This is a genomic window from Sphingomonas yunnanensis (assembly GCF_019898765.1).
GTDB lineage: Bacteria > Pseudomonadota > Alphaproteobacteria > Sphingomonadales > Sphingomonadaceae > Sphingomonas > Sphingomonas yunnanensis.
The window spans coordinates 143,419-165,819 of record NZ_JAIOKB010000009.1 but is presented as its reverse complement, the minus strand read 5'-3'; the positions used below and the strand labels follow the sequence as shown (position 1 = coordinate 165,819).

Below are 22,401 nucleotides of genomic sequence, written 5' to 3'. Positions count from 1 at the left end.
TTGGAGCAGAGGGCGCGATCACGATCACGCAACGGTTCCAGAAGGGGAGGGCCTCGCCCCCCCCCCCCCCCCGCTACCCCTGCGACAGCGCGTCGCGCAGCCGCGAGTCCTCCAGCGCCAACCCCGCGCCGACGGCGACGCACAGCAGCGGCGAGTCCGCCACCACCACCGGCAGCCCGGTCGCGGCGCTGAGCACCTCGTCGAGCCGGGTCAGCATCGCGCCGCCGCCCGTCATGACGATGCCCTGCTCGACCACGTCGGCGGCGAGCTCGGGCTTGATATGGCCGAGCGTGCGCAGCACCGCCTCGACGATCTGGCCGACCAGATCGGCGAGCGCGTCGGCGATCTCGCCCTCGGTGATGGTGATCTCCTTGGGGATGCCGTTGACCAGGTCGCGCCCCTTGACGCGCATCGGCCGGTCCGCGTCGTCGCCGGGGCGGCTGGCGGAGCCGATCGTCAGCTTGATTCGCTCGGCGGTGGCCTCGCCGATCATCAGATTGTGGCGGCGGCGGACGTGCGAGGCGATCGCGTCGTCCAGCTTGTCGCCGCCGACGCGGACCGAGCTGCTATAGGCCAGCCCGCTCAGCGACAGCACGGCGACCTCGGTGGTGCCCCCGCCGATGTCGACCACCATCGAGCCGGTCGGCGCGGTGATCGGCAGCCCGGCACCGAGCGCGGCGGCGAGCGCCTCCTCGATCAGCCGCACCTCGGAGGCGCCCGCGCTCAGCGCCGCCTGGCGGATCGCGCGGCGCTCGACCTGGGTCGAGCCGGTCGGGATCGAGATCACCATCGCGGGGCGGCGCTGGAGCCGGCCGCGCCCGCCGTGGACCTTGTCGATGAAGTGCTTGATCATCTGCTCGGCGACGTCGAGGTCGGCGATCACGCCGTCCCGCAGCGGGCGGATCGTGCGGATATGCTCGGGCGTCTTGCCCATCATCAGCTTGGCGTCGGAGCCGACCGCGAGCACGCGCGTGACGCCGTCGCGCTCCTCCACCGCGACGACCGAGGGCTCGTCGATGACGATGCCGCGCCCGGCGACATGGACCAACGTGTTGACCGTGCCGAGGTCGACCGCGAGGTCGTGCGAGCGAAGGCCGAGGATGGAAGGTAAGCGCACGGGCACCGTTCTCTCGATGATGTCGGCGGCGCGCTGCCAACAAAGGGGCTCAAGGGTCTGGCGCGGCTCGCGACTTTCACGTCGCCCGTCAATGCGCTTGCGATCAGCGGCGGGTGGCGGGCGGCAGGTGGCGGACGCCCCCCGCCGCGGCGCGTCAGCGGGTGGCGAGCCAGATCGTGTGCGGCGGCGCCTCGCCGTGTCCGTCGGGGTCGACGGTGGCGACGTCGACGGCGAAGCCGGCGGCGCGCAGGCGCGCGGTGAAGTCGGGATCCGCGAAGGCCGACCAGACCGCGAGCACGCCGCCGGTGCGGAGCGCGGTGCGCGCCGTGCGCAGGCCCCAGTCGCAGTAGAGCCGCTCGTTGGCGAGGTGGATCAGGCCCTCCGGGCCGTTGTCGACGTCGAGCAGGATCGCGTCGAAGCGCTCTTCCTGCTTCAGGATCACGTCGTGGACGTCGCCGACGATCAGCGAGACGCGCGGGTCGGCGAGCGACTCGCCGTGGATATGGCGCAGCGGCCCGGTCGCCCAGGCGACCACCTCGGGCACCAGCTCGGCGACGGTGATCGTCGCCCTGTCCGGCAGCGCGGCGCGCGCGGCGGCGAGCGTGAAGCCCATGCCCAGCCCACCGATCAGCACGCGCGGTGCGGCGCCGAGCCCGCGCAGCGCGAGCGTGGCGAGCGCCTGCTCGGAGCGTACCGCCCAGCTGCCCATCAGCTGCTCGTCGCCGAACAGGATCTCGTAATCCTGTTCGTGGCGCCGCAGGTGGAGCTGGCCGCCGTCGGGCAGCTCGGCGGTGTCGACGAGGATGCCCCAGGGGCCGTCCGCGCCGACGTCAGGCGTGCCGAGGGCCGCCTCGGCCACCGCCATCGAGCGGCTCAGGCCGTCTGCAGATTGACGGCCGAGACCTTACCGCGGCGGTCGGTCTCGAGCTCGTAGCTGACGCGCTGGTCCTTATCGAGCGTGCGCATGCCGGCGCGCTCGACCGCGCTGATGTGGACGAAGGCGTCGGTGCCGCCGTCCTCCGGCGCGATGAAGCCATAGCCCTTGTCGGCGTTGAAGAATTTGACGGTGCCGGTGATCATGGGGAGCGTCCTTCATCCCAGGTGACGGGGCTGCCACGGGAGCGGCACCCCGGCTTCGTTTAGCTTGAAAGGGATACGGGAGGCGAAGCGGCCCGAGATCCGTCGCATACGACGTCGCGCTACCGTGATAGGCCGGTGGCGAGGGGAAAGATAGGGACAATCGACGGGCGGCGCGTCAGCGAGCACTTGGCCGCGACGGACCGGCATCCATGCTGCCTCGCGGCTCAGCTCTCCGCCATGTTGCCGTCATCCCGGAATTGGGCCGGGATCTACCGCGCCGCGTACCTTTCAGGCGTTGCTCTCGCGGAGGAGTGGATCCCGGACCAAGTCCGGGATGACGGAAGGTGAGGAGCGTCGCCGACGATCCGGGCAGGAAGCCTGGAAGGCGATCGATGACCTTCCGGCTGATGGTCGATGTTCTCGAAGCCGCCGGGCCGACCCGCGATCGTCACGCCCGCTTCGCGCGCCCCGCCGCCACCGCGGCGTCGCTGGCGAGCCGGTCGGCGCGCTCGTTCCCGGGGTGGCCGGCGTGGCCTTTCACCCACTCCCACTCGACGCGGTGCGGCTCGGCCGCGGCGAGCAGCGCCTGCCACAGCTCGGCGTTCTTCACCGGCTTCTTGTCCGCGGTCTTCCAGCCGTTCTTGCGCCAGCCGTGGATCCATTTGGTCAACCCGTCCATGACGTAGCGGCTGTCGGTCATCAGCTTGACGCGGCACGGGCGGGTCAGCGCGTTGAGCCCCTCGATCGCGGCGGTCAGCTCCATGCGGTTGTTGGTGGTGACCGCGTCGCCGCCGGAGAGCTCCTTCTCGTGCGCGCCGCTGCGGATCACCACGCCCCAGCCCCCGGGCCCGGGATTGCCCTTGCAGGCGCCGTCGGTGAACATCTCGACGAGGGTGAGTTCGGTCATGGGAAACAGTCCGGATGGGCCTCGTACCAGGCGAGGCGGTGGAGATAGGCGAGCGGGTCCTTGCGCGTGACCAGTGCGTCGGCAGGGGTGTGCAGCCAGTCCCACGCGCGGCTGAGCAGGAATCGGACGCAGGCGCCGCGGGCGAGCAGCGGCAGCGCGGCGCGCTCGGCGGCGGAGAGCGGCGCGGCCGCGGCATAGCCGGCGAGCAGCGCTTCACCCACCGCGGTGTCGACCGGCGCTCCGGCGGCGTCGAACGCCCAGGCCGAGTGCATCACCGCCAGGTCATAGGCGCGCAGGTCGGTGCAGGCGAAGTAGAAGTCGATCAGGCCGGTGACCTCATCCCCCAGCATCAGCACGTTGTCGGGGAAGAGGTCGGCGTGGATCGCGCCGCTCGGCAGGTCGCTGGGCCAGTCGCGCTCGATCGCGTCGAGCGCGCGCGCGACGCGGTCGAACAGGCCGGGCTGGATCGTGTCCATGTCGCGCCCGCAGCGATCGAGCAGCGGGCGCCACGTCGCCACGCCCATCGAGTTGGCGCGGGTCGACGCGAAATCGCCGAGCGCTTCGTGCATCTTGCCCAGCGCCCGCGCGGCGGCGCGCGCCTGCGCCGGGCTGGGTTGCGAGACCGAGACGCCGGGAAGGAAGCGGATCAGGCAGGCGGGGCGCTCGGCGAGCCGCTGGATCGCGACGCCCTCGCGGTCGGCGATCGCGGGCGGCACGGGCAGGCCGCGCGCGGCGAGATGGTCGAGCAGCGCCAGGAAGAAGGGCAGGTCGTCGGCGGCGACTCGCTTCTCGTAGAGCGTGAGGATGAAGCGCGCGTCGGTGGTGTCGACGAGATAGTTGGAATTCTCAACGCCCTCGGCGATGCCCTTGGCCGATACCAGCGCGCCGACATCGTAGCGCGCGAGGAAGGCGGCGAGCGCCTCGGCGGATACCTGCGTGTAGACTGCCACCTGTCGCCCCCTCGCGGCGGCCGTCCGGGCGCCCGCGGCCGGTTCGTTCGCGGATGAGAGGAGGCGCGGTCAAGCCCGGGATGCGATTTAGAAGGCAATGCGCGCCACTCTCGTGCCGTCGTCCCGGCCCTGAGCCGGGATCCATCGTGCCGCACGTGCGGCAATCGGTGTGGCCGGGAAGGGGGCGACGAGCGCGCGCGCCGCGCCCGCTATGCGCCGTCACCCCGGACTTGTTCCGGGGCCCGCCCCCCCCGCGTCCTCATTGGCCGATGGAAGTGCGGCACGGTGGATCCCGGGACCAGGTCCGGGATGACGAACGGTGGGTGAGGTGCCGGGCGGAAGAAAGCCCAGCGCCTCCCTTACGCCGCCGCCGACTCCAGCCCGCGCGGCAGCTTGAAGGCGATCGTCTCGCGCGTGGTCTCTTCCTCGCGCTCGGTCACGTCGAAGCGGGTCGAGAGCCGGTCGACCAGCTCGCGCACCAGCAGCTCGGGCGCGGAGGCGCCGGCGGTGAGGCCCAGCGTGCCGACGCCGTCGAGGAACGCCCAGTCGAGGTCCGCGGCGCGCTGGATCAGCGCCGCGCGGATGCCCTGGCGCTCCGCCACCTCGACCAGCCGCAGCGAGTTGGACGAGTTGGGCGCGCCGATCACCAGCAGCGCGTCGCACGCCGCCGCGATCGCCTTCACCGCGGCCTGGCGGTTCGACGTGGCATAGCAGATGTCCTCGCCGTGCGGCGCCTGCACCAGCGGGAAGCGCGCGTGCAGCGCCGCTACCACCGCGGCGGTGTCGTCGACCGACAGCGTCGTCTGGGTGAGGAAGGCGAGGTTGGCGGGATCGGCGGGGGCGAGCGCGGCGACGTCCTCCACCGTCTCGATCAGCGTCATCGCCCCGGGGGGGACCTGGCCAAAGGTGCCGATCACCTCGGGGTGGCCGGCGTGGCCGATGAACAGGATGTGCCGCCCCGCCGCGACCAGCCGCTCGGCCTGGCGGTGGACCTTGGAGACGAGCGGGCAGGTGGCGTCGAGATAGTCCAGCCCGCGGTCCTGCGCCGCCGCGGGGACCGACTTGGGCACGCCGTGCGCGGAGAAGACCACCGGCGCGCCGTCGGGCACCTCGTCCAGCTCCTCGACGAAGATCGCGCCCTTGGCCTTGAGCGAGTCGACCACGAACTTGTTGTGGACGATCTCGTGGCGGACGTAGACGGGCGCGCCGTTCTTCTCGATCGCGAGCTCGACGATGCGGATCGCGCGGTCGACGCCGGCGCAGAAGCCGCGCGGCGCGGCGATCAGCAGCTCGAGCGGGCGGCGGGCGGGAGCGGGTTCGGCCATGCCCCCGCGTCTACGCCAATGCTTGCTCCGGCGATAGTCGGTTCCTATGCTGCGGGCGTGACCGGGGCCGTTCGCGCGGCCCCGTTGTCGCACGTGCTGATTGTCGGGATACCCCAGTGAATTCTCCCCCCGTGACTCCTCCCGGCGTGACTCTCCACCGCCCGCTCGCCGCATCGCTCGTCCTCCTGCTCGTGGCGGGCTGCGCGCGCACCGGCGAGATCGACGTCTCGCGCGGCGGCGCGGGCATCACCGCGGTGCGCTCGGTCTGCCCGACCGTGGCGGTCCCCGCGGGCACCGGCGACGTCACCTTGTTCGACCCGCCTGCCAGCCGCACCGCCAGCGCGATCGACACCGTGGCGACGATCAGCAACGTCCGCTCGACCTGCGACGACCAGGGCAGCGACGTGATCACGCGCGTCACCTTCGACGTGCGCGCGCGCCGCGTCCGCGCCGACTCGCCGCGCGACGTGACGCTGCCCTATTTCATCGCGATCACGCGCGGCGGCAGCTCGGTGGTGGCCAAACGGCTCGGCGAGGTCGCGCTCCACTTCGACGCGGGCCAGCCGGTCGCGACCGCCTCGGCCGAGGCGAGCAGCGCGGTGGCGCGCGCGGCCGCGACGCTCCCGGCCGAGGTGCGCGACCGGCTGACCAAGAAGCGCAAGGCGGGCGACGAGGACGCCGCGCTCGACCCGCTCGCCGACCCGCAGGTGCGCACCGCGGTGGCCTCGGCCAGCTTCGAGGCGCTGGTCGGCTTCCAGCTCACCCCCGACCAGCTGAAATATAACGCAACCCGTTGACGAGACTGCACTTTCGCCCGTTCTGCGACGGGCCGAGTCGGATCGGCGGCGAGCCGGTCACCTTTGAGCAACCATTATCGGCCTAAGTCTTTGGTCGAAGACGCCTTCGGTGGCGCAAGGAGTTGTTCGTGACCGTATTGACCCCGCTGCTGTCCTCCTCGTCGCTGCCGCTCTCGGCAGCGCCGACGACGCGCGCGGCGGTCGCGCCGGCGACCCCGCCGGTCCCGGCGACGGCGGAGGATCGCACCATCGCCGCGCGGGTCGACTCGCAGGTGGCTGGCGGCGCATTGAGCGCGAGCGCGGGCGCGTCGCTCAAGGACTTCTTCGGCGAGACCGGCGGGTCGGGCTCGACCGGCAGCCTGATGCGCCGCGCCGACGCGCAGCTCGACCAATTCGACCGCGTGCTCGACAAATTGCGCGCCAGCCTGGGCGGCGCCACCTACGGCAGCCCCGCGCCGGGGAGCAGCGGGATGGTGGTCGACCGGCTGGCGTGAGCCGGCGGGGGCCGGCCCCCTCTCCCATCATCCCCGCCTTCGCGGGGATGACGATCATGGGGAAACCAGCGCTTTGTCCCTGCCGGCCTCACCTCCCACTTCCCACCGGGGCTTTGCCCGCGCGCCGCCGCGCGCTACGGAACGAAGCGTGACCGACGCCGACCGCCTGATCTCGTCCACGCGCCGCGTCGAGGACGTCGACGCCGCGCTGCGCCCCAAGACGCTCGACGATTTCGTCGGGCAGAAGGCCGCGCGCGAGAATCTGCGCGTCTTCATCGACGCCGCGCGCGGCCGCGGCGACGCGCTCGACCATGTCCTGTTCTTCGGCCCGCCCGGCTTGGGCAAGACGACGCTGGCGCAGATCATCGCGCGCGAGATGGGGGTGGGCTTCCGCGCCACCTCGGGCCCGGTGATCGCCAAGTCGGGCGACCTCGCCGCGCTGCTGACCAACCTCGAGGACGGCGACGTGCTGTTCATCGACGAGATCCACCGGCTCCAGCCCGCGGTCGAGGAGGTGCTCTACCCCGCGATGGAGGACCGCGCGCTCGATCTGATGATCGGCGAGGGGCCGTCGGCGCGCTCGGTGCGGATCGACCTGCCGCGCTTCACGCTGGTGGGCGCGACCACGCGGCAGGGGCTGCTCACCACGCCGCTGCGCGACCGCTTCGGCATCCCGGTGCGGCTGCAATTCTACAGCGTGGAGGAGCTCACCCGCGTGGTGGCGCGCGCGGCGGGGCTGCTCGAGCTCGGCATCGCGCCCGACGGCGCCGCCGAGATCGCGCGGAGGGCGCGCGGCACGCCGCGGATCGCGGGGCGGCTGCTGCGCCGCGTGCGCGACTTCGCCAATGTCGCCGGGGCGGTGACGGTGGACGCGGGCGTGGCCGACCGCGCGCTCGACCGGCTCGAGGTCGACACGCTCGGGCTCGACGCGATGGACCGGCGCTATCTCACGATGATCGCCGACGTGTACCGCGGCGGCCCGGTCGGGGTGGAGACGCTCGCCGCCGGGCTGAGCGAGCCGCGCGACACGATCGAGGAGGTGATCGAGCCCTATCTGATCCAGCTCGGGCTGGTGGCGCGCACCGCGCGCGGGCGCGTGCTCAACGCCGGCGGGTGGAAGCATCTGGGGTTGAACCCGCCCGCCGGGAGCCAGGACGGGCTGTTCGATCAGTGAGTTGTAGATCCTCTTCGCGTGGCGGGGGGGCGCCCATGCGGCACAGCGATGGTCACGCTGTCTCCCCCGGGCGAGAGCCGGAGCGGGGTGTTCGATCCGATCGAGCTAAGATCCTCCCCGCTCGGCGGGGGGATCGGAGAGCGGCAGCGCTGTCCTACGCCCCGCACGCCCGGCTAGAGCGCGCGGGTGACCGCTGCCTCCATCCTTGCCTCACGCCGCTCGCACCCGCGACTCAACATTCGCCACCGAACGCGCCAGCGACTCAACATTCGCAACATTCGCGCCCGCCGCCGCCCCACCCCGAACCCGGTTGAGCCCGCCCCCGCCGCCGCCTACATTGCGCGGGTGACGCCCTCGCCCCCGATCGCCGAGCTGACCGACCGCGCGCGCGACATCTTCCGCCGCGTCGTCGACGGCTATCTCCACAGCGGCCAGCCGGTCGGCTCCAGGGCGCTGGCGCAGGCGGGGCTCAACCTCTCGCCCGCGTCGATCCGCAACGTGCTGGCGCAGCTCGAGGCCGCGGGGCTGCTCGCGGCGCCGCACACCTCGGCGGGGCGGATGCCGACCGAGCGTGGCCTGCGGCTGTTCGTCGACGGCATGATGCAGGCCCGCGCGCCGTCGCCGGAGGAGCGCGCGCAGATCGAGGCGCGCGCGGCCGCCGCCGGACCGGTCGAGGAAGCGCTCGCCGCCACCACCGCGGCGCTGTCGGGCCTGTCCGCCTGCGCCGGGCTGGTGATGGTGCCCAAGCGCGAGGCGGTGCTGCGCTCGATCGGCTTCGTCCCGCTCGGGCCGGCACAGGCGCTGGCGGTGCTGGTCGGCGAGGACGGCGCGGTGGAGAATCGCGTGATCGACCTGTCCGCCACGCTCGACCCGTCGGCGCTGGTCGAGGCGGGCAATTACATGACCGCGACGCTGGGCGGGCTGACGCTGGCGGAGGCGCGCCAGCGGCTCGAGCGCGAACTGGCGGACGGGCGCAGCGCGCTCGACGCCGCCGCGCGCGCCCTGGTCGAGCGCGGGCTGGCGGTGTGGAGCGAGGACGGCGCGCGCCGCCCGGTGCTGATCGTGCGCGGGCAGGGGCGACTGCTCGACGATGCCGTCGCCGCCGACCTGGAGCGCGTGCGCGGGCTGCTCGACGACCTCGAGGGCAAGCAGGAGATCGCCGCCCTGCTCGATTCGGCGCGCGCGGGCGACGCGACGCGGATCTTCATCGGCGCCGAGAACAAGCTGTTCGCCTTATCGGGATCCTCGGTGATCGCCAAACCGTTCCGCGGGCATGACGGTCGCGTGGTCGGCGTGGTCGGGGTGATCGGGCCGACGCGGTTGAACTATGCGCGGGTCGTGCCCATGGTGGATTTCACCGCCGCGACGCTCGCCCGCCTGCTCGGGTGAGGCGCGGGCACTCGTTCGAGACGCTTTAAATAGACAGGGACAGAATGAGCGACCAACCGACTTCCGCCGACGACCTGCGCGAGGCCACCGCCGAGGCCGCGCCCGAGGTGGCCGAGCACGATTCCCAGGCGCAGCGCATCGCCGAGCTGGAGGACCAGCTCGCCGCCGCGCGCCAGGAGACGCTGTACGCGCAGGCCGACGTCCAGAACGTGCGCCGCCGTGCCGAGAAGGACGCCGCCGACGCGCGCGCCTATGCCGCCACCAATTTCGCGCGCGACGTGCTGTCGGTGAACGACAATCTCGAGCGCGCGCTGGCCGCGATCCCGGCCGATCTGCGCGCCGACGACAAGTTCAAGGGGCTCGTCACCGGGCTGGAGGCGACCGGGCGCGAGCTGACCAATGTGTTCGCGCGCCACGGGCTGACCAAGATCGAGGCGTTGGGCCGGCCGCTCGACCCCAACCGCCACCAGGCGATGGTGGAGATGCCGAGCGACGCCGAGCCTGGCACGGTGGTGCAGGAGATGCAGTCGGGCTGGATGATCAAGGACCGGCTGCTGCGCCCCGCGCTGGTCGGGGTGGCGAAGAAGCCGGAGTGAGGTGGCGGGCTCGTCTCCCCCGCTGCGGTGGCGATCCTCCCGTCCTGTGAGCTGGATGCAGGCTCGCGCGGAGGACACGACGAGCCCCTCCACCGGCATCCCGGACTTGGTCCGGGATCCAGCCCTCCACTGGAGCAACGGGGGCAGGATATGCGGCCCGGTGAATCCCGGACCAAGTCCGGGATGACGGAGGGTGAGGGGCGCGACGAAGCGCATCTCGCCGGGCAGGCCGCATCGCGCGGCTCGTTCTCGACGCCCCGCCGCTTCGCCCCATGGACGCCGCCGCACCACCCGCTAAGGCTATTGGCATGAACGACAATCTCATTGCCGAGCGCGCCACCTTCGTGACCCATCTGGAGTGTTCGCTGACCGGCGAGCGCTACGCGGCGGACCAGCTTCACAATCTCTCACGCGCCGGGCGGCCCCTCCTCGTCCGCTACGACCTCGACGCGGTGCGCGCCGCGCTGCCGCGCGAGACGCTGGCGGCGCGCGCGACCGACCTCTGGCGCTGGCGCGAGCTGCTGCCGGTGCGGCACACGGCCAACGTCGTCAGCCTCGGCGAGATCGAGACGCCGCTGATCCCGATCGCGCGGAGCGGCGGCGCCCACGTCTGGGTCAAGGACGAGGGTCGCCTGCCGACCGGCAGCTTCAAGGCGCGCGGGCTGGTGATGGCGGTGGCGATGGCGAAGGAGCTGGGCGTCACCCGCATCGCGATGCCGACCAACGGCAACGCCGGTGCCGCGCTGGCGGCCTATGCCACGCGCGTGGGGATCGAGACGATCGTCTTCTGCCCCGAGGACACGCCCGAGGTGAACGTGCGCGAGATCGCGGCGCAGGGCGCGCGCGTGTGGCGCGTCAACGGGCTGATCGACGATTGCGGCGCGATCGTCGGCAAGGGGGCGGCCGAGGGACGCTGGTTCGATTTCTCGACGCTGAAGGAGCCCTATCGGATCGAGGGCAAGAAGACGATGGGACTGGAGCTCGCCGCGCAGCTCGGCTGGCGGCTGCCCCAGGCGATCTTCTACCCGACCGGCGGCGGCACCGGGCTGATCGGCATGTGGAAGGCGTTCGACGAGCTAGAGCGGCTCGGCTGGATCGGCAGCGAGCGCCCGCGCATGTACGCGGTGCAGGCCGCGGGCTGCGCGCCGATCGTCCGCGCCTTCGAGGCGGGCGAGGAACATGCCGAGCGCTGGGAGGACGCGCACACCGTCGCCGCCGGCATCCGCGTGCCGCGCGCGGTGGGCGATTTCCTCATCCTGCGCGCGGTGCGCGAGAGCGGCGGCAGGGCGCTGGCGGTCGGCGATCCCGCGATCCTCGCCGCGGTCGACGCCTGCGCGCGGCAGGACGGGCTGCTGCTCTGCCCCGAGGGCGGCGCGACGCTGGCGGCGTATCACCAGGCGCTGCGCGACGGCGAGGTCGACGAGGACGAGGAGGTGGTCCTGTTCAACTGCGCGACCGGGCTGAAATACCCGATGCCGCCGGCGGAGCAGCGGCTCGACCGCCACGGCGCGATCGACTTCGATCGGCTGTGAGCGCCGGCGGCGTTCGGGAGTCTGGGCGAAACTGGATCGTCGCGCACGGGTCAGTCAGCCGGTAGCCACGTCGGTCGCAGCGCGTCGCCGAGCGCCTCGACGCGGCGCAGCGCCACCATCAGTCCCAGGTTGGGGTAGAGCGCGCGCGCCTTGGCCTCGTCGGGGGCGAGCGGCGCCACTACCAGCCGGCGGTTGACCTTGCTGCGATGGTGCATCCGCGCGGTATTCTCCTGCCCGACATAGCAGCCCTTGGCGAAGCTCACCCCGCCCAGCTCGCGCGCGTTGGCCTCGAGCCACAAGGTCTCGCCGTCGCCCAGCTCGGCGCGGCCCTCAACCACGCCGAGCGACAGTCGGTGCGCGCGCCACGGTGCCGCCGCGTCCCCGTCGTCGGCGGGGGCGAGCCAGCGCCAGCCGAGCGCCGCCAGCCGCGGGTCGGGCACCGCCTCGGCGTCTGCGGGCCGTTCGGCCGCCCAGTGCACCGCGAGCGAGTCCTCGGGCGCGATCGTGATCGCGCGGCGCAGCCGGTACATCGTCAGCCGCCGCGCCAGCGCCTCGCGCGCGTCGCGCTCGACGTCGAGCAGCACGTCGGCGCCGTCGCTCCAGACGAGGAAGTCGAACAGCGCCTTGCCCTGCGGCGACAGCAGCCCCGCCCAGCACGGCAGCGCGCCCGCCATGTCGTTGGTGACGAGCCCCTGGAGAAAGCCGCGCGGGTCGTCGCCGGAGAGCCGCAGCAGCGCGCGGTCAGCGAGCGTGGTGGGCGGTCTGGTATCGCTCATGCCGGCAAGGTAGGGAGGCGGCGCACACGGTGAAAGACCCGGAAAGGACGGACGATGGCGAGCTACGATCTCCTGCTGAGCGGTGGGACCGTCCATACCCCGGGCGGACCGGTCAGGGCCGACGTCGGCGTGAACGAGGGCCGGATCGTCGCGATCGGCGCCAGCGGTGACGCGGGACGGCGGATCGACTGTACCGGGCTCGACATCCTGCCCGGCGTGATCGACAGCCAGGTGCATTTCCGCGAGCCGGGCCTGGAGCATAAGGAGGATCTCGCGAGCGGCAGCGAGGCCGCGGTGCGCGGCGGCGTGGTGGCGGTGTTCGAGATGCCCAACACCAAGCCCAACACCGACTCGGCCGAGGCGATCGCGGACAAACTGGCGCGCGCGCAGGGTCGGATGTGGTGCGACCACGCCTTCTACGTCGGCGCGACCAACCACAATGCGCGCGAGCTCGCCGAGCTGGAGCGACTGCCCGGCACCGCGGGAGTGAAGATCTTCATGGGCGCTTCCACCGGCGACCTGCTCGTCAGCGAGGATTCGCGCCTCGCCGAGGTGCTGGCGCACGGCGTCCGCCGCGTCGCGATCCACGCCGAGGACGAGGACCGCATGAACGCGCGCGCCGGCGAGCGCGTCGCGGGCGACCCATCCTCGCACCCGGTGTGGCGCGACGACGAGAGCGCGATGCTGGCGACGACGCGGATCCTCCGGCTGGCGCGCGCGGCGCGGCGGCGCATCCACGTGCTCCACGTCACGACGCCGGCCGAGCTCGAGCTGCTCGGGCGCAACAAGGACATCGCCAGCTGCGAGGTGACGCCGCAGCATCTCACGCTGGCGGGCGAGGAGGCGTATCCGCGGCTCGGCACGCTGGCGCAGATGAATCCGCCGATCCGATCGGGCGCGCACCGCGACGGGCTGTGGCATTGGCTCAACCAGGGCGTGCCCGACGTGATCGGCTCCGATCACGCGCCGCACACGCTGGAGGAGAAGGGCAAGGACTATCCCGCGAGCCCGAGCGGGATGCCGGGCGTGCAGACCTTGCTGCCGCTGCTGCTCGACCATGCCGCGCATGGTCGCCTCTCGCTGCAGCGCGTGATCGAGCTGACCAGCGCGGGCGCGCAGCGCATCTTCGGGCTGGTCGGCAAGGGCCGGATCGCGCGCGGCTATGACGCCGACTTCACCGTGGTGGACCTGCGCAAGCGCTGGACGATCGAGGACGAGTGGCTGGCGTCGCGGTCGGGCTGGTCGCCCTTCACGGGGATGGAGCTGACCGGCAAGCCGATCGGCACGATCATTCGCGGCGAGGTGGCGATGTGGGAGGACGAGCTCGGCGCCGCGCCGCAGGGTCAGCCGCTGCGCTTCGAGGCGACACAGTTCCCAGGGGCGCGGTGAGGCGCTGAGCCGCCGCGCGAGCGAGACGTCCGGCGGCGCGGCGCGCCGCCCCCGCCTTCCTGACCGGCGAAGATAGCGGTCTCTTTCCGCCCGACCCTCTTACGGCGATGCTATGATAATGCGTCGCACTGGAGAGAAGTCGGATGAGGCGAGGGCGGTCGGTGCTGCTGTCAGCGGCGGGGACGATGATGGTCGCGGCGCCGGCGCTGGCCCAGCAGGAGCAGGCGTCGGCGGACGCGTCGGTCGAGCGTGACATCGTCGTCTCGGGAGAGCGTGGCGCCGCCGCGGCGACCCATCTCGACGCGCCGATCGAGGACCTGCCGGTCGCGATCCAGACCGTGCCGGCCAAGCTCATCCAGGACCAGGGCTTCCTGCGGCTGAGCGAGGCGACCCGCAACATCTCGGGGGTGGTCCGCAAGGAAGCCTATCTGGGCGTGACCGACTCGTTCGGCATCCGCGGCTTCGACGCCGCGACCGGTCTCTTCAACGGCTTCCGCCACGATTTCTACGACACCACGGTCGATCTGGTGCACGTCGAGCGGATCGAGGTAATCAAGGGCCCCGCGTCGGTGTCGACCGGCTATCTCGAGCCAGGCGGCATCGTCAACGTGGTGACCAAGGCACCCGCGGCGCGCGCCGGCGGCGAGCTCGCGGTGAGCGGCGGCAGTTTCGGTAAGTCGCGGGTGCAGGCCGACATCAATCGGCCCATGTCGGACTCGGTCGGGCTGCGCCTCACCGGCGCCTACGAGCGCGGTGGCAATTTTCGCGACTGGGTCGACCCGCGGCGATGGACCGTCGGCGGCGCGCTCGCGTGGCGGCCCGCGCCGGGTACGCGGCTCGACCTGCGCGCTTATTACCAGCATATCGTCACCATGCCCGACCGCGGCTTCGACCCGGACTCGCTGGGCGAGATCCTGTTCCGGCTGCCGCGCGCGCGCTTCCTCGGCGAGCCGAGCGACCGCTACGGCGTGCGCGACAGCGACCTGTCGGCGCTGCTCGACCAGGATCTCGGTGGCGGCTGGTCGATGCGGACCGGGGTCGAGCGTCACGGCAACGCCGACCGCCGGGCGGCGACGCAGACGACGCGGCTTGAGGTCGATGGTCGCACCGTCGATCGCGAGTTCACGCTGGTGCGCTCGCCGGGCACTGATCTGAACGCCTTCGCCGAGATCCACGGCGACGTCGACCTCGCCGGACTGGAGCATCGTCTCGTCGTCGGCGTGGACGGCACACGGACAGCGGGATCGAACGACTTTCGCCGCTATGACGCGGTCGCGCCGATCGACATTCTCGCGCCCGTCTACGCCGGCGCCGCGGCGGGGCTGCCGCCGCGCCTGCGGCTGCGGCGCATGGTGACGAGCGATCGCGGCGGCTATGCCCAGGACCTCGTCTCGCTGACACCGCGATGGCAGACCTTGCTGAGCCTGCGCTACGACCGCTTCGCCGAGTGGCGCAACGACCGCCTGGCACGCGACGTGAAGCGTTTCCACCAGGGCCAGCTCACCCCGCGCCTGGGCGTGATCCACTCATTCTCGGATCGGCTGCGCGCCTATGCCAATTGCGCGCGAAGCTTCAACCCGCAGACCTCGACGCGCCTGCGCACCGGCGGCACGCCCGCGCCCGAGCAGGGCGAGCAATATGAGCTCGGCGTCCGTTACGCCGCACGCGACGACCGGCTCACCGCCTCGGCGGCGCTCTACCAGATCCGCAAGCGGAACGTCGCCACGCCCGATCCCGCCGACCCCGACTTCTCGATCCTCGCCGGCCAGGAGCGATCGCGCGGGATCGAAGGGGATCTGAGCGCGCGACCGCTGCGCCCGCTCCAGCTCGTCGCCAGCTACGCGCACACCGACGCGGTCGTCACGCGTGACCAGGCGATCCCGGTCGGCGACCATCTCCTCAACGTGCCGCGCGACCAGGCCAGCCTGTGGGCCCGCCTCGATCCGCCGTCGCTGCCCGTCGCGCTCGGCGGCGGAATCTTCTACGTCGGCGCGCGTGAGGCCTATCTGCCCAACACCTTCCGCGTCCCCGGCTATGCCAGGTTCGACGCCGCGCTCTACTATACGCTGAGCGAGCGGGTCGAGCTCACCGCCAACCTCCAGAACCTGGCCGACCGGCGCTATTATGACTCGCAGGACAGCTATATCTATCCGGGCGCGCCGCGGACGCTGCTGGCGACGCTGCGCTACCGTCACTGAAGCGCGTGGGGCGATCCGCTGCCGCGTCCTCGGTCATCGCGGCGCCGGCGTGCCGATCGTCGCCGTCCTGATCGTGGCCGGTGCGCCTGGGCGGTGCTCGCCTGTCCGACCGGCTGTACCCCCTGATCGCGCCGACCTTGACCATGGCGCTCACCGCTCACTCCACGGCGAAGCGGGGCTCGACCCGTTCATGTCGCCCGACCGCGCCGCCGCGGCCTGCCCGGACGCTGGTCACGTAGGCGCCGCTCGACGCCATAATGGGCCAACGGCGGGGTTCCTCATCGCGCCGCGCGCCGGCCGTCGAGCCAGGGCCGCGGACGCACTCTTGGCCGATATTCTCACGGCGCATCGGTGAGCAGCGCTGGAGCGACATCAGGCAGGGACCGCGTCGTCTGCCGCCGGTGCTGGGCCGGCCTCAGACCGGGGGCGCGCTGGGCCATCCCGGAGACATGATCGTCGCGGAACCCAGCACTTCCCTCGATGGCGCCGCGTCGGCGATCCGACGGGCGACATCGACCCGCGCCTCAGCTCAGCGTTGGATCAGAACGGCAGCCATTTCGCGGTCTCGCTGAACTTCATGTAGCCGACGTTGACGCCGGCGCGCCAGCCGACCCCGAGCCGCACCGGGATCAGTACGACATTGCCCCGGCGGAGATAGGTCGCCGCGAAGCCGCCGATGAAGTACAGCCGCCCCTCGGCGCCGGGAAACCGATTGAACAGGTCGTGCGTGTCGTAGAGGTTGTAGACGAGCACGAAGACCTTGTTGGCGTCGCCGCCGACGTCGAAGCCGACCGACGGACCGGTCCAATAGACGGGGCGCTGTCCCTCGACCTTGTGCGTCATGATCCCAGATCCATAGCGCAGCCCGACGACGAAGGCGCCAGAGGCCTCGCGGCCCGCGATATAGGCGTTCGGCTCGCCCTGGTCCTTGAGGATCTTCTCGATGATCTGCGCGAAGCCCTCGGCGCCCTTGCCGAACACGCCCTCGCCCGCGGCGATCAGGTCGTCGCGCTTGTAGGTCTCCGCCGCGTTGGTGGTGGCGTTGGCGCGCGCGTCGCCCTGCGGCGTCGGCGGGGTGGACGTCGCGGGCGGCGTCTCGGCCGGAGGCAGCGGTTCATCGTCGCGCTGGACCGGCTCGACCGGCTGCGGCGCGCGCGGCGTGCGCACCGCTGGCTGGCCGCCGACGTCCTGGTCGATCGCGGCGTTGGGATCGATCGTGCGCACCTGCGCGCCCGCCGCTTCGGGCGCCGCCAGCGCGAGCCCCGCCACCATCATCGCGCCCCGCACACCGCGCCCTATCGTCCGCATCGTCACTGTCCCCACACCGGTGCGCCAGCATAGCGACAGCGCTGCTGTCCGGGCAATGAACACCGCGACGACCCGACTCCGTGACGCGGCGCACCGAATTGCCGCAGGCCCATTGATCAGGTCGATGACGCTCGCTATAGCCGCGCCTCACGCCGGCCCGGAGACGTGGGTGAGTGGCTGAAACCAACGCTTTGCTAAAGCGTCATACGGGAAACCGTATCGAGGGTTCGAATCCCTCCGTCTCCGCCAAGGCTGCTGTGAAAATCGGCCGGAAAGCTGGTGTTTCGACTGCGGCTGTCGCTTCGTTCCCACGTTTGTTCCCACACTCCGATGCGGTTGCGGGCGATCAGCGATGAACCGCCACGAACGCTGAACTGAGGGGCCGAGCCTCCGATGTCGCAAGCCCTTTGTGTGCGTCATGGACGCTTTTGTATCCGATCTCGCCCACGTGCTTCGGTAATATCTTCATCAATGACGCGCTACGCGCTTCACTGACAAGACTGCCAAAAGGCTACTCCCCCCCCCCGGGGGGCGGGACGTGGTGAGGCGGAAGCCGCCGTCGCTTAGAGCGGTTCCATCCTGATGTAGTCGCGCCCCCCGGGTCAAATATGAGAGTACCCGTCCCACACGGATTGAGGGTGTCATCTACGAAGGTGATCCGCGGCCATCGAACTCGGCCCAAATCACGCCGGTACGCCGGTGTCCCGCGCAACGGCCGCGAAAGCTGCCCGGCTGTTTCGGTCCGCGGTTCGGCCTTTATGGCCGTTTGTGGGGGGGGGCGGGAATTAAGGCCTGGACCGCTGAGTTACCGCCTAATCGTTTCCGACTGGCGGCGGCGAGAATCGGATTTCTCCGCCGCGCAGGAATAGTGTTCAATCGCGGGCTTGGGGCGGCGAGCTGCCCGCCTGCTCCGAGCAGACGGTAGTAGAAGATCGGCTGTTCGTTCAGCGGGCAGGGAAGGGGGGCTCGATTGCCGGCGGGGTGGATAGCTGCCTGTCCGCTTTCGGGCGGACGGCCGGGGGAGCCGGCCGTTCGTTCATCGGGCAGGGGAGGGGGCTCGCGCGCCTGCCGGGGGTGATAGCTGCATATCCGCTTTCAGGCGCAGGCCCGTACAAACCGGGTGTTCGTTTAGGTGGCAGGGATGAGGGCTTGATCGTTTACCTCGGATGGAAACCGGGAACCTGACCGTTTTCGGCTGTTACGAAGCCTTAGCGGACGCTCGTCCAGCTTGAGCGCACCGCCAGCTTCGAACCCTAATTTCGGTCGTCCGCCCGACAGACGGTTGATCCTAAAAGCCGTCGTCCGCTCAGCAGTGCTAGGCGAGCCGCTGACGGAAAAACGCCTCTGTTTGCTTCAGGAGAATCCGTCATAGTCGGCGAGCGACGGCATCGAACCGTTCGATTGCGGCGCGCAGATCAAGGGCGATTGAGTTGGCGATCTCGGCCGGGGCCGCGAGCGATGCCTCGTTGGCGCTCGCGACCTGCTCGCGTAGCCATGAGAGATCGAGGTTAGTTTTATCTCGTTCGAGCAGGTTTTGATGCGAATAGGCGCGCCAGCGGTCGGACGTGCCCTCGGTCGCCCGGCGGCGTCGCGCCGCTTCGCTCCCGTCGGCGTAATGGTCGACGAACTCGTCGAAGTCGCTGCGCTGGATCGGCCGCTGGCGAAGCGTAAAATGCTTTGCTGTACGCAGGTCGTAGACCCAAAGCGCCTCATCGGGCGTCGAGGGACGCTTGTCGAAGAACAGCACGTTGGCCTTGACGCCCTGAGCGTAGAAGATCCCGGGCGGAAGGCGAAGGAGAGTGTGCACGTGGCAAGTCTTTAGGAGTCGGCGACGCACGGCCTCGCCCGCCCCGGCTTCAAAGAGTACATTGTCCGGCACCACGATCGCGCAGCGCCCGCCGTCCTCAAGCATCGCGACGGCATGCTGCAGGAAGTTCAGCTGCTTGTTTGATGTCGCGACGGCCAAGTCCGGGCGATTTTGTACGCCGGCGGGGGCAGATGAGTCCTCCTCTTCGCTTCCACGCGCCGTCCCCTTGGTGCCAAAAGGCGGGTTGGTGAGGATGACGCTGAAGCGTCGGCCCGGAGCCTCAGCGAGTGCATCGACGCCGACGCGGATGGGTGGCGGATCTGCGTCAACTCCGTGGAGGAAAAGGTTCATGATGCATAGCCGTGCGGTGTTGGGAACCAACTCCGAGCCGTGCGCGAAGTCCGTTCGGAGATGCGCGAGCGCTGTCTCGTCGAGTGCTCGCGCCTGTGCTTTCGCAACTTCGAGTGCGGCTAAAAGGAAGCCGCCAGTTCCTGCGGCCGGATCGCAGACGGTGTCCTTAACGGTGGGCCGTATGCAGTCGACGATCGCCGAGATCAGCCCGCGCGGCGTGAAATATTGTCCCGCCCCTTTGGGCGACTCCGAGGCTGTACGCGCGAGCAGCCCCTCGTAGATGTCGCCCTTTACATCGGCTGCAAGCGCACTCCAGTTTTCGCTGCCGATCAAGTCGACGATCAGCCGTCGCAAGGTGCGCGGATTTTCAATTTCCGGGCGCGGCTTGCGAAAGATGGCGCCAAGCATTCCGGGTTGCTGGCTCAACCGCTCAAGAACGCGCTCGTAATGCTCGATGAGGTCGGGACCGGTCCGCTCGATGAGGCTGGCCCAGCCCCACTGATGCGGGATTAGGGGCGCGCGCATGGGGTCCGCGGCGGCGATCTCGTCGACCATCTTTAGGAACAGGAGGAAGGTGATCTGCTCAATGTAGGCGAGGTAAGAGATTCCTTCGTCGCGCAAAACATGCGCATAGGACCAGGCGCGATCGACGATCTGTTTTGTATCGGACATGATTCAGCTGCCAGAGGCGTCTAATTGAGAGGGTAGAGTGGACGGGATCGGTGCATAGATATCGTTAAGCAAGCCTTTCTCCCCAACCATCTGCTTCGCGGCCGCCGAAAATTCAGCGGCGTCATCCACAAACTCCATGATCTCTCCGATATATTTCTGGAACTTCGCCCCGTCACCCGTCATCCTCGCTTCCATCGCCCGGTCGCACGCGATGCCGACATCACGCATCAAGTCGGCTCGTTTGGCATTCCAGGTTCCTTCGTTCAGATGATAAAAATTGATCGTCTGCTCGGCGCGCTCGTGCAACCAGGCATTTGCCTGATCGGCTTTGGGGTAACGCGGGACAGGACGGCCGCTGTTGGTATCAAAGCATATGAGCCTGAAATCCGAGGAGCTCGCTGGGTCGAGGAGCACCGGCTCCTCGTCGCCTTCCGCCGGTTCCGAGGTGGCGCGCGTCGCCTCGATGCGAAGCGGGAAGTAGCAGCCCTTTCCGGCCACGTGCTCGGTTGAATAATCCCTACGTCGGCGATTGACCAACGGGTGAGCAAGACGAAAGTTCGTCCAGTCGAAGGCGCGCCACCAGTAGCCGCCATGAGGTGGCTCGGATTTCCAAACCTTCTTCTTGGGTCGGAAGTGCTCAACCTCGCCGACGTCCGCCTCAATGATAACCTCCGAATACCAGCACTTCTGGCTGCCGACCTTCCAGAGGTCATGGCGAAGCGCAGTCCACAGATCATCATTAGCAGAAATGTAATCGGCACGCTCCTGCTCGGTCATGCCGGCCAGCGCTGTTTTCGCGGCTTGCAGCGAGTCTAGCTTGCTCTGCAGAGTAATCCGTCGCAACTCGCTTTTCCTGATCGGTCTCATGCGATTTTATTCGCTTCGAGGATCTTCTTCGATATCTCCTTGGCGATCTCGGCGCGCATCTCCCAGGTAGCTGGTGTCGGCGCCGGCTTGGCCAACTCGGGATTGTCGATTTGCGCCTGGGTCATGGCGCGGATATACTCTAGGTAGAGCGGATCGCGCGCGGCCTTCGAGAAGTCCAGCCGACCGAGCTCCTCGTCGAGCGCAGCCAACTCGTTGTTCTCGGCTGGAGTCCGGTCAGACATAAAGCCGAGTTCGCGCTTCCTGTCGATCTTGACAAGCGTTTCGCGATCGATGCCGGAGCGAAGTCCGAAGAACTCGCTTGTCAGGATTGCTTGAAAGCCCATGCCCCTCGGCGGCGACAAGGGATGCTGGCTAATAACTGCGCCATCTGCCCCTCGGCTAAGAATCACCACCTCATCTTCCTCGAGCCCAGCGAACGTCAGCGGGCTGTGCGTCGTCATGAGGATCTGGCTTTGCGGCGGCTCGACCCCGTATCGACGTAGGTTCTCGAGATAGTCGAGGCACCATGCTGGATTGAGGTGGGTGTCCGGCTCGTCGAGCAGGAATAGACTCTCATTTTGTGCGGTGAAGCGCATCAGCCCGATAATCGTTAGCAGCTGCTGCTCGCCCTCGCTCAGCTCGCGGAAGGTGATGCTGCCGTCACAGCCCTCCACCTTGACTCTGATCCGGACATCGCCCCCATCGGGTGCGATCACATCGCTAAAGATGGTGCTCTCGAGGCGGGCGAAAAACTCCTTGGGCTCAAGCCCATCCGCGAGGCTGCGCAGCGCCGCCTCGCTCGGTACATAGCAGTAGCGCATATCGAAGTTCCGCTCTTGCCCAATCGAGACGCGACGCTTTGATTTGCCGGTCATCGGCGCGAGCGAATGCGTGAACAGCGCGGTAAGGAACGGTGCGACCTTGCCGCCCGCACCCCAGAAGCGCTCGTCGTCGCCCGCATTGGCACTCGGCGCCTTCTTCCCGCGCCGCCAGTAGGGCTCGTGGAGCGAAAAAAGCACCGATTCTAAGCCGGTAATCTGAAATTCTTCGCGCAGAAACTTCTTGGCCGGCTCGTCGTTTGCCGCAAAGAACGACAGCAGCGCGAACTGGCTGTGATGTGGCCGGGCGAGGAATAGCGGGCGAAGCGGCGCCTCCTCACCCGTTATCTGTTCTCGGTAGTAAATCTCCTCGTGGCGACCGAACAGTTCGGCAAATCGCGACGACGTACCGGAGTAATAACCAAACACGTAGAGCGGGATGACACGATCAGGATTTGACCCAGCGCCTTGCGCGCGATTACGCCCATAGAAGTCATTTTGCTTTATGGACTTGTAAGGCCTGTTCTTGGCCGCGATTTCAGGACTGACTGCGGGAGTCAGATAATAGAACCGCCTGTATCTGACGTGCGCCTCGCTGGCTTCCTCAGCAGCCGCCTCTGACCTGATTTTAACGTAAAAACCGTTGCAATGGTACTCGATCTCGTAGCCAAAGGTGGCCTCCTCCTCAAGGTCGAGCTGCCGAAAGATCCGCGCCAAGGCTTCAAGAAGATTGGATTTGCCAACACCGTTCCGGCCAACGACGACCTGTCGTGAGCTGGTTGCGTCAAAGTCCACCTCGAACCTCTGGAGGTTTTTGAAGGACTCGACGTATAGCCTGTCAACGCGCATCGAAC

The 22,401-nt window shown here is 69.4% G+C and carries 19 protein-coding genes and 1 tRNA gene; 9 read left to right on the top strand and 11 right to left on the bottom strand.

The window, feature by feature from the left end; translation table 11 throughout:
* Positions 1-73: 73 nt before the first annotated feature.
* From K7957_RS18830 to ispH, 6 genes are all read right to left on the bottom strand, one after another.
* Positions 74-1,117 (bottom strand): rod shape-determining protein, encoded by a 1,044-nt coding sequence (locus K7957_RS18830; RefSeq protein ID WP_343228470.1) that lies wholly within the window; start codon positions 1,115-1,117, stop codon positions 74-76.
* A gap of 154 nt (positions 1,118-1,271) precedes the next feature.
* The gene (locus K7957_RS18825; RefSeq protein WP_246617277.1) at positions 1,272-1,982 is read right to left on the bottom strand and encodes a spermidine synthase family protein; all 711 of its coding nucleotides are present in this window, start codon (positions 1,980-1,982) and stop codon (positions 1,272-1,274) included.
* A gap of 8 nt (positions 1,983-1,990) precedes the next feature.
* Positions 1,991-2,197, bottom strand: a complete 207-nt coding sequence (locus K7957_RS18820) for a cold-shock protein (protein WP_223014208.1) — start codon at positions 2,195-2,197, stop codon at positions 1,991-1,993.
* A gap of 448 nt (positions 2,198-2,645) precedes the next feature.
* Positions 2,646-3,104, bottom strand: coding sequence for a ribonuclease HI (rnhA, locus tag K7957_RS18815; protein WP_223014206.1), 459 nt, complete (start codon positions 3,102-3,104; stop codon positions 2,646-2,648).
* Positions 3,101-4,054: a homoserine kinase gene (gene thrB, locus K7957_RS18810; RefSeq protein ID WP_223014204.1), complete on the bottom strand. Its 954-nt coding sequence runs from the start codon at positions 4,052-4,054 to the stop codon at positions 3,101-3,103. The genes rnhA and thrB overlap by 4 nt, the downstream gene beginning before the upstream one ends.
* Positions 4,055-4,413: 359 nt before the next feature.
* The gene (gene ispH / locus K7957_RS18805; protein WP_223014202.1) at positions 4,414-5,379 is read right to left on the bottom strand and encodes a 4-hydroxy-3-methylbut-2-enyl diphosphate reductase; all 966 of its coding nucleotides are present in this window, start codon (positions 5,377-5,379) and stop codon (positions 4,414-4,416) included.
* 185 nt (positions 5,380-5,564) lie between these two features.
* Here ispH and K7957_RS18800 point away from each other — a divergent pair, with 185 nt between their 5' ends.
* From K7957_RS18800 to K7957_RS18775, 6 genes are all read left to right on the top strand, one after another.
* On the top strand, positions 5,565-6,176 hold the full coding sequence (locus K7957_RS18800; protein ID WP_223014226.1) for a hypothetical protein: 612 nt from the start codon (positions 5,565-5,567) through the stop codon (positions 6,174-6,176).
* Between the two features lie 128 nt (positions 6,177-6,304).
* The gene (locus K7957_RS18795; protein ID WP_223014201.1) at positions 6,305-6,670 is read left to right on the top strand and encodes a hypothetical protein; all 366 of its coding nucleotides are present in this window, start codon (positions 6,305-6,307) and stop codon (positions 6,668-6,670) included.
* A gap of 148 nt (positions 6,671-6,818) precedes the next feature.
* Positions 6,819-7,844 (top strand): Holliday junction branch migration DNA helicase RuvB, encoded by a 1,026-nt coding sequence (gene ruvB, locus K7957_RS18790; protein WP_223014200.1) that lies wholly within the window; start codon positions 6,819-6,821, stop codon positions 7,842-7,844.
* 345 nt (positions 7,845-8,189) lie between these two features.
* Positions 8,190-9,233: a heat-inducible transcriptional repressor HrcA gene (gene hrcA, locus K7957_RS18785; RefSeq protein ID WP_223014199.1), complete on the top strand. Its 1,044-nt coding sequence runs from the start codon at positions 8,190-8,192 to the stop codon at positions 9,231-9,233.
* A gap of 44 nt (positions 9,234-9,277) precedes the next feature.
* The gene (gene grpE, locus K7957_RS18780; protein ID WP_223014198.1) at positions 9,278-9,829 is read left to right on the top strand and encodes a nucleotide exchange factor GrpE; all 552 of its coding nucleotides are present in this window, start codon (positions 9,278-9,280) and stop codon (positions 9,827-9,829) included.
* Positions 9,830-10,137: 308 nt separating this feature from the next.
* Positions 10,138-11,361, top strand: coding sequence for a threonine synthase (locus K7957_RS18775; protein WP_223014197.1), 1,224 nt, complete (start codon positions 10,138-10,140; stop codon positions 11,359-11,361).
* Between the two features lie 50 nt (positions 11,362-11,411).
* On the opposite strand, the gene ygfZ is transcribed toward K7957_RS18775, so the two are convergent.
* Positions 11,412-12,137, bottom strand: a complete 726-nt coding sequence (gene ygfZ / locus K7957_RS18770; protein ID WP_223014196.1) for a CAF17-like 4Fe-4S cluster assembly/insertion protein YgfZ — start codon at positions 12,135-12,137, stop codon at positions 11,412-11,414.
* A 54-nt stretch (positions 12,138-12,191) separates the two neighbouring features.
* Here ygfZ and K7957_RS18765 point away from each other — a divergent pair, with 54 nt between their 5' ends.
* Positions 12,192-13,526, top strand: a complete 1,335-nt coding sequence (locus K7957_RS18765) for a dihydroorotase (protein ID WP_223014194.1) — start codon at positions 12,192-12,194, stop codon at positions 13,524-13,526.
* Positions 13,527-13,669: 143 nt separating this feature from the next.
* Complete coding sequence (locus K7957_RS18760) at positions 13,670-15,724, top strand: TonB-dependent siderophore receptor (protein ID WP_223014192.1); 2,055 nt, start codon at positions 13,670-13,672, stop codon at positions 15,722-15,724.
* A gap of 540 nt (positions 15,725-16,264) precedes the next feature.
* Here the strand turns inward: K7957_RS18760 and K7957_RS18755 are convergent.
* Positions 16,265-17,032, bottom strand: coding sequence for a DUF1134 domain-containing protein (locus tag K7957_RS18755; protein WP_223014190.1), 768 nt, complete (start codon positions 17,030-17,032; stop codon positions 16,265-16,267).
* 159 nt (positions 17,033-17,191) lie between these two features.
* On the opposite strand from K7957_RS18755, the gene K7957_RS18750 reads away from it, so the two are divergent.
* Positions 17,192-17,281: transfer RNA gene (locus K7957_RS18750), tRNA-Ser, on the top strand.
* A gap of 1,117 nt (positions 17,282-18,398) precedes the next feature.
* On the opposite strand, the gene K7957_RS18745 is transcribed toward K7957_RS18750, so the two are convergent.
* The 3 genes from K7957_RS18745 to K7957_RS18735 are packed head-to-tail and all read right to left on the bottom strand — an operon-like array spanning position 18,399 to position 22,396.
* The gene (locus tag K7957_RS18745) at positions 18,399-19,862 is read right to left on the bottom strand and encodes a class I SAM-dependent DNA methyltransferase (RefSeq protein WP_223014188.1); all 1,464 of its coding nucleotides are present in this window, start codon (positions 19,860-19,862) and stop codon (positions 18,399-18,401) included.
* A 3-nt stretch (positions 19,863-19,865) separates the two neighbouring features.
* Positions 19,866-20,729, bottom strand: a complete 864-nt coding sequence (locus tag K7957_RS18740; protein WP_223014186.1) for a hypothetical protein — start codon at positions 20,727-20,729, stop codon at positions 19,866-19,868.
* Positions 20,726-22,396, bottom strand: coding sequence for an AAA family ATPase (locus K7957_RS18735; protein ID WP_246617276.1), 1,671 nt, complete (start codon positions 22,394-22,396; stop codon positions 20,726-20,728). The genes K7957_RS18740 and K7957_RS18735 overlap by 4 nt, the downstream gene beginning before the upstream one ends.
* Positions 22,397-22,401 lie beyond the last annotated feature (5 nt).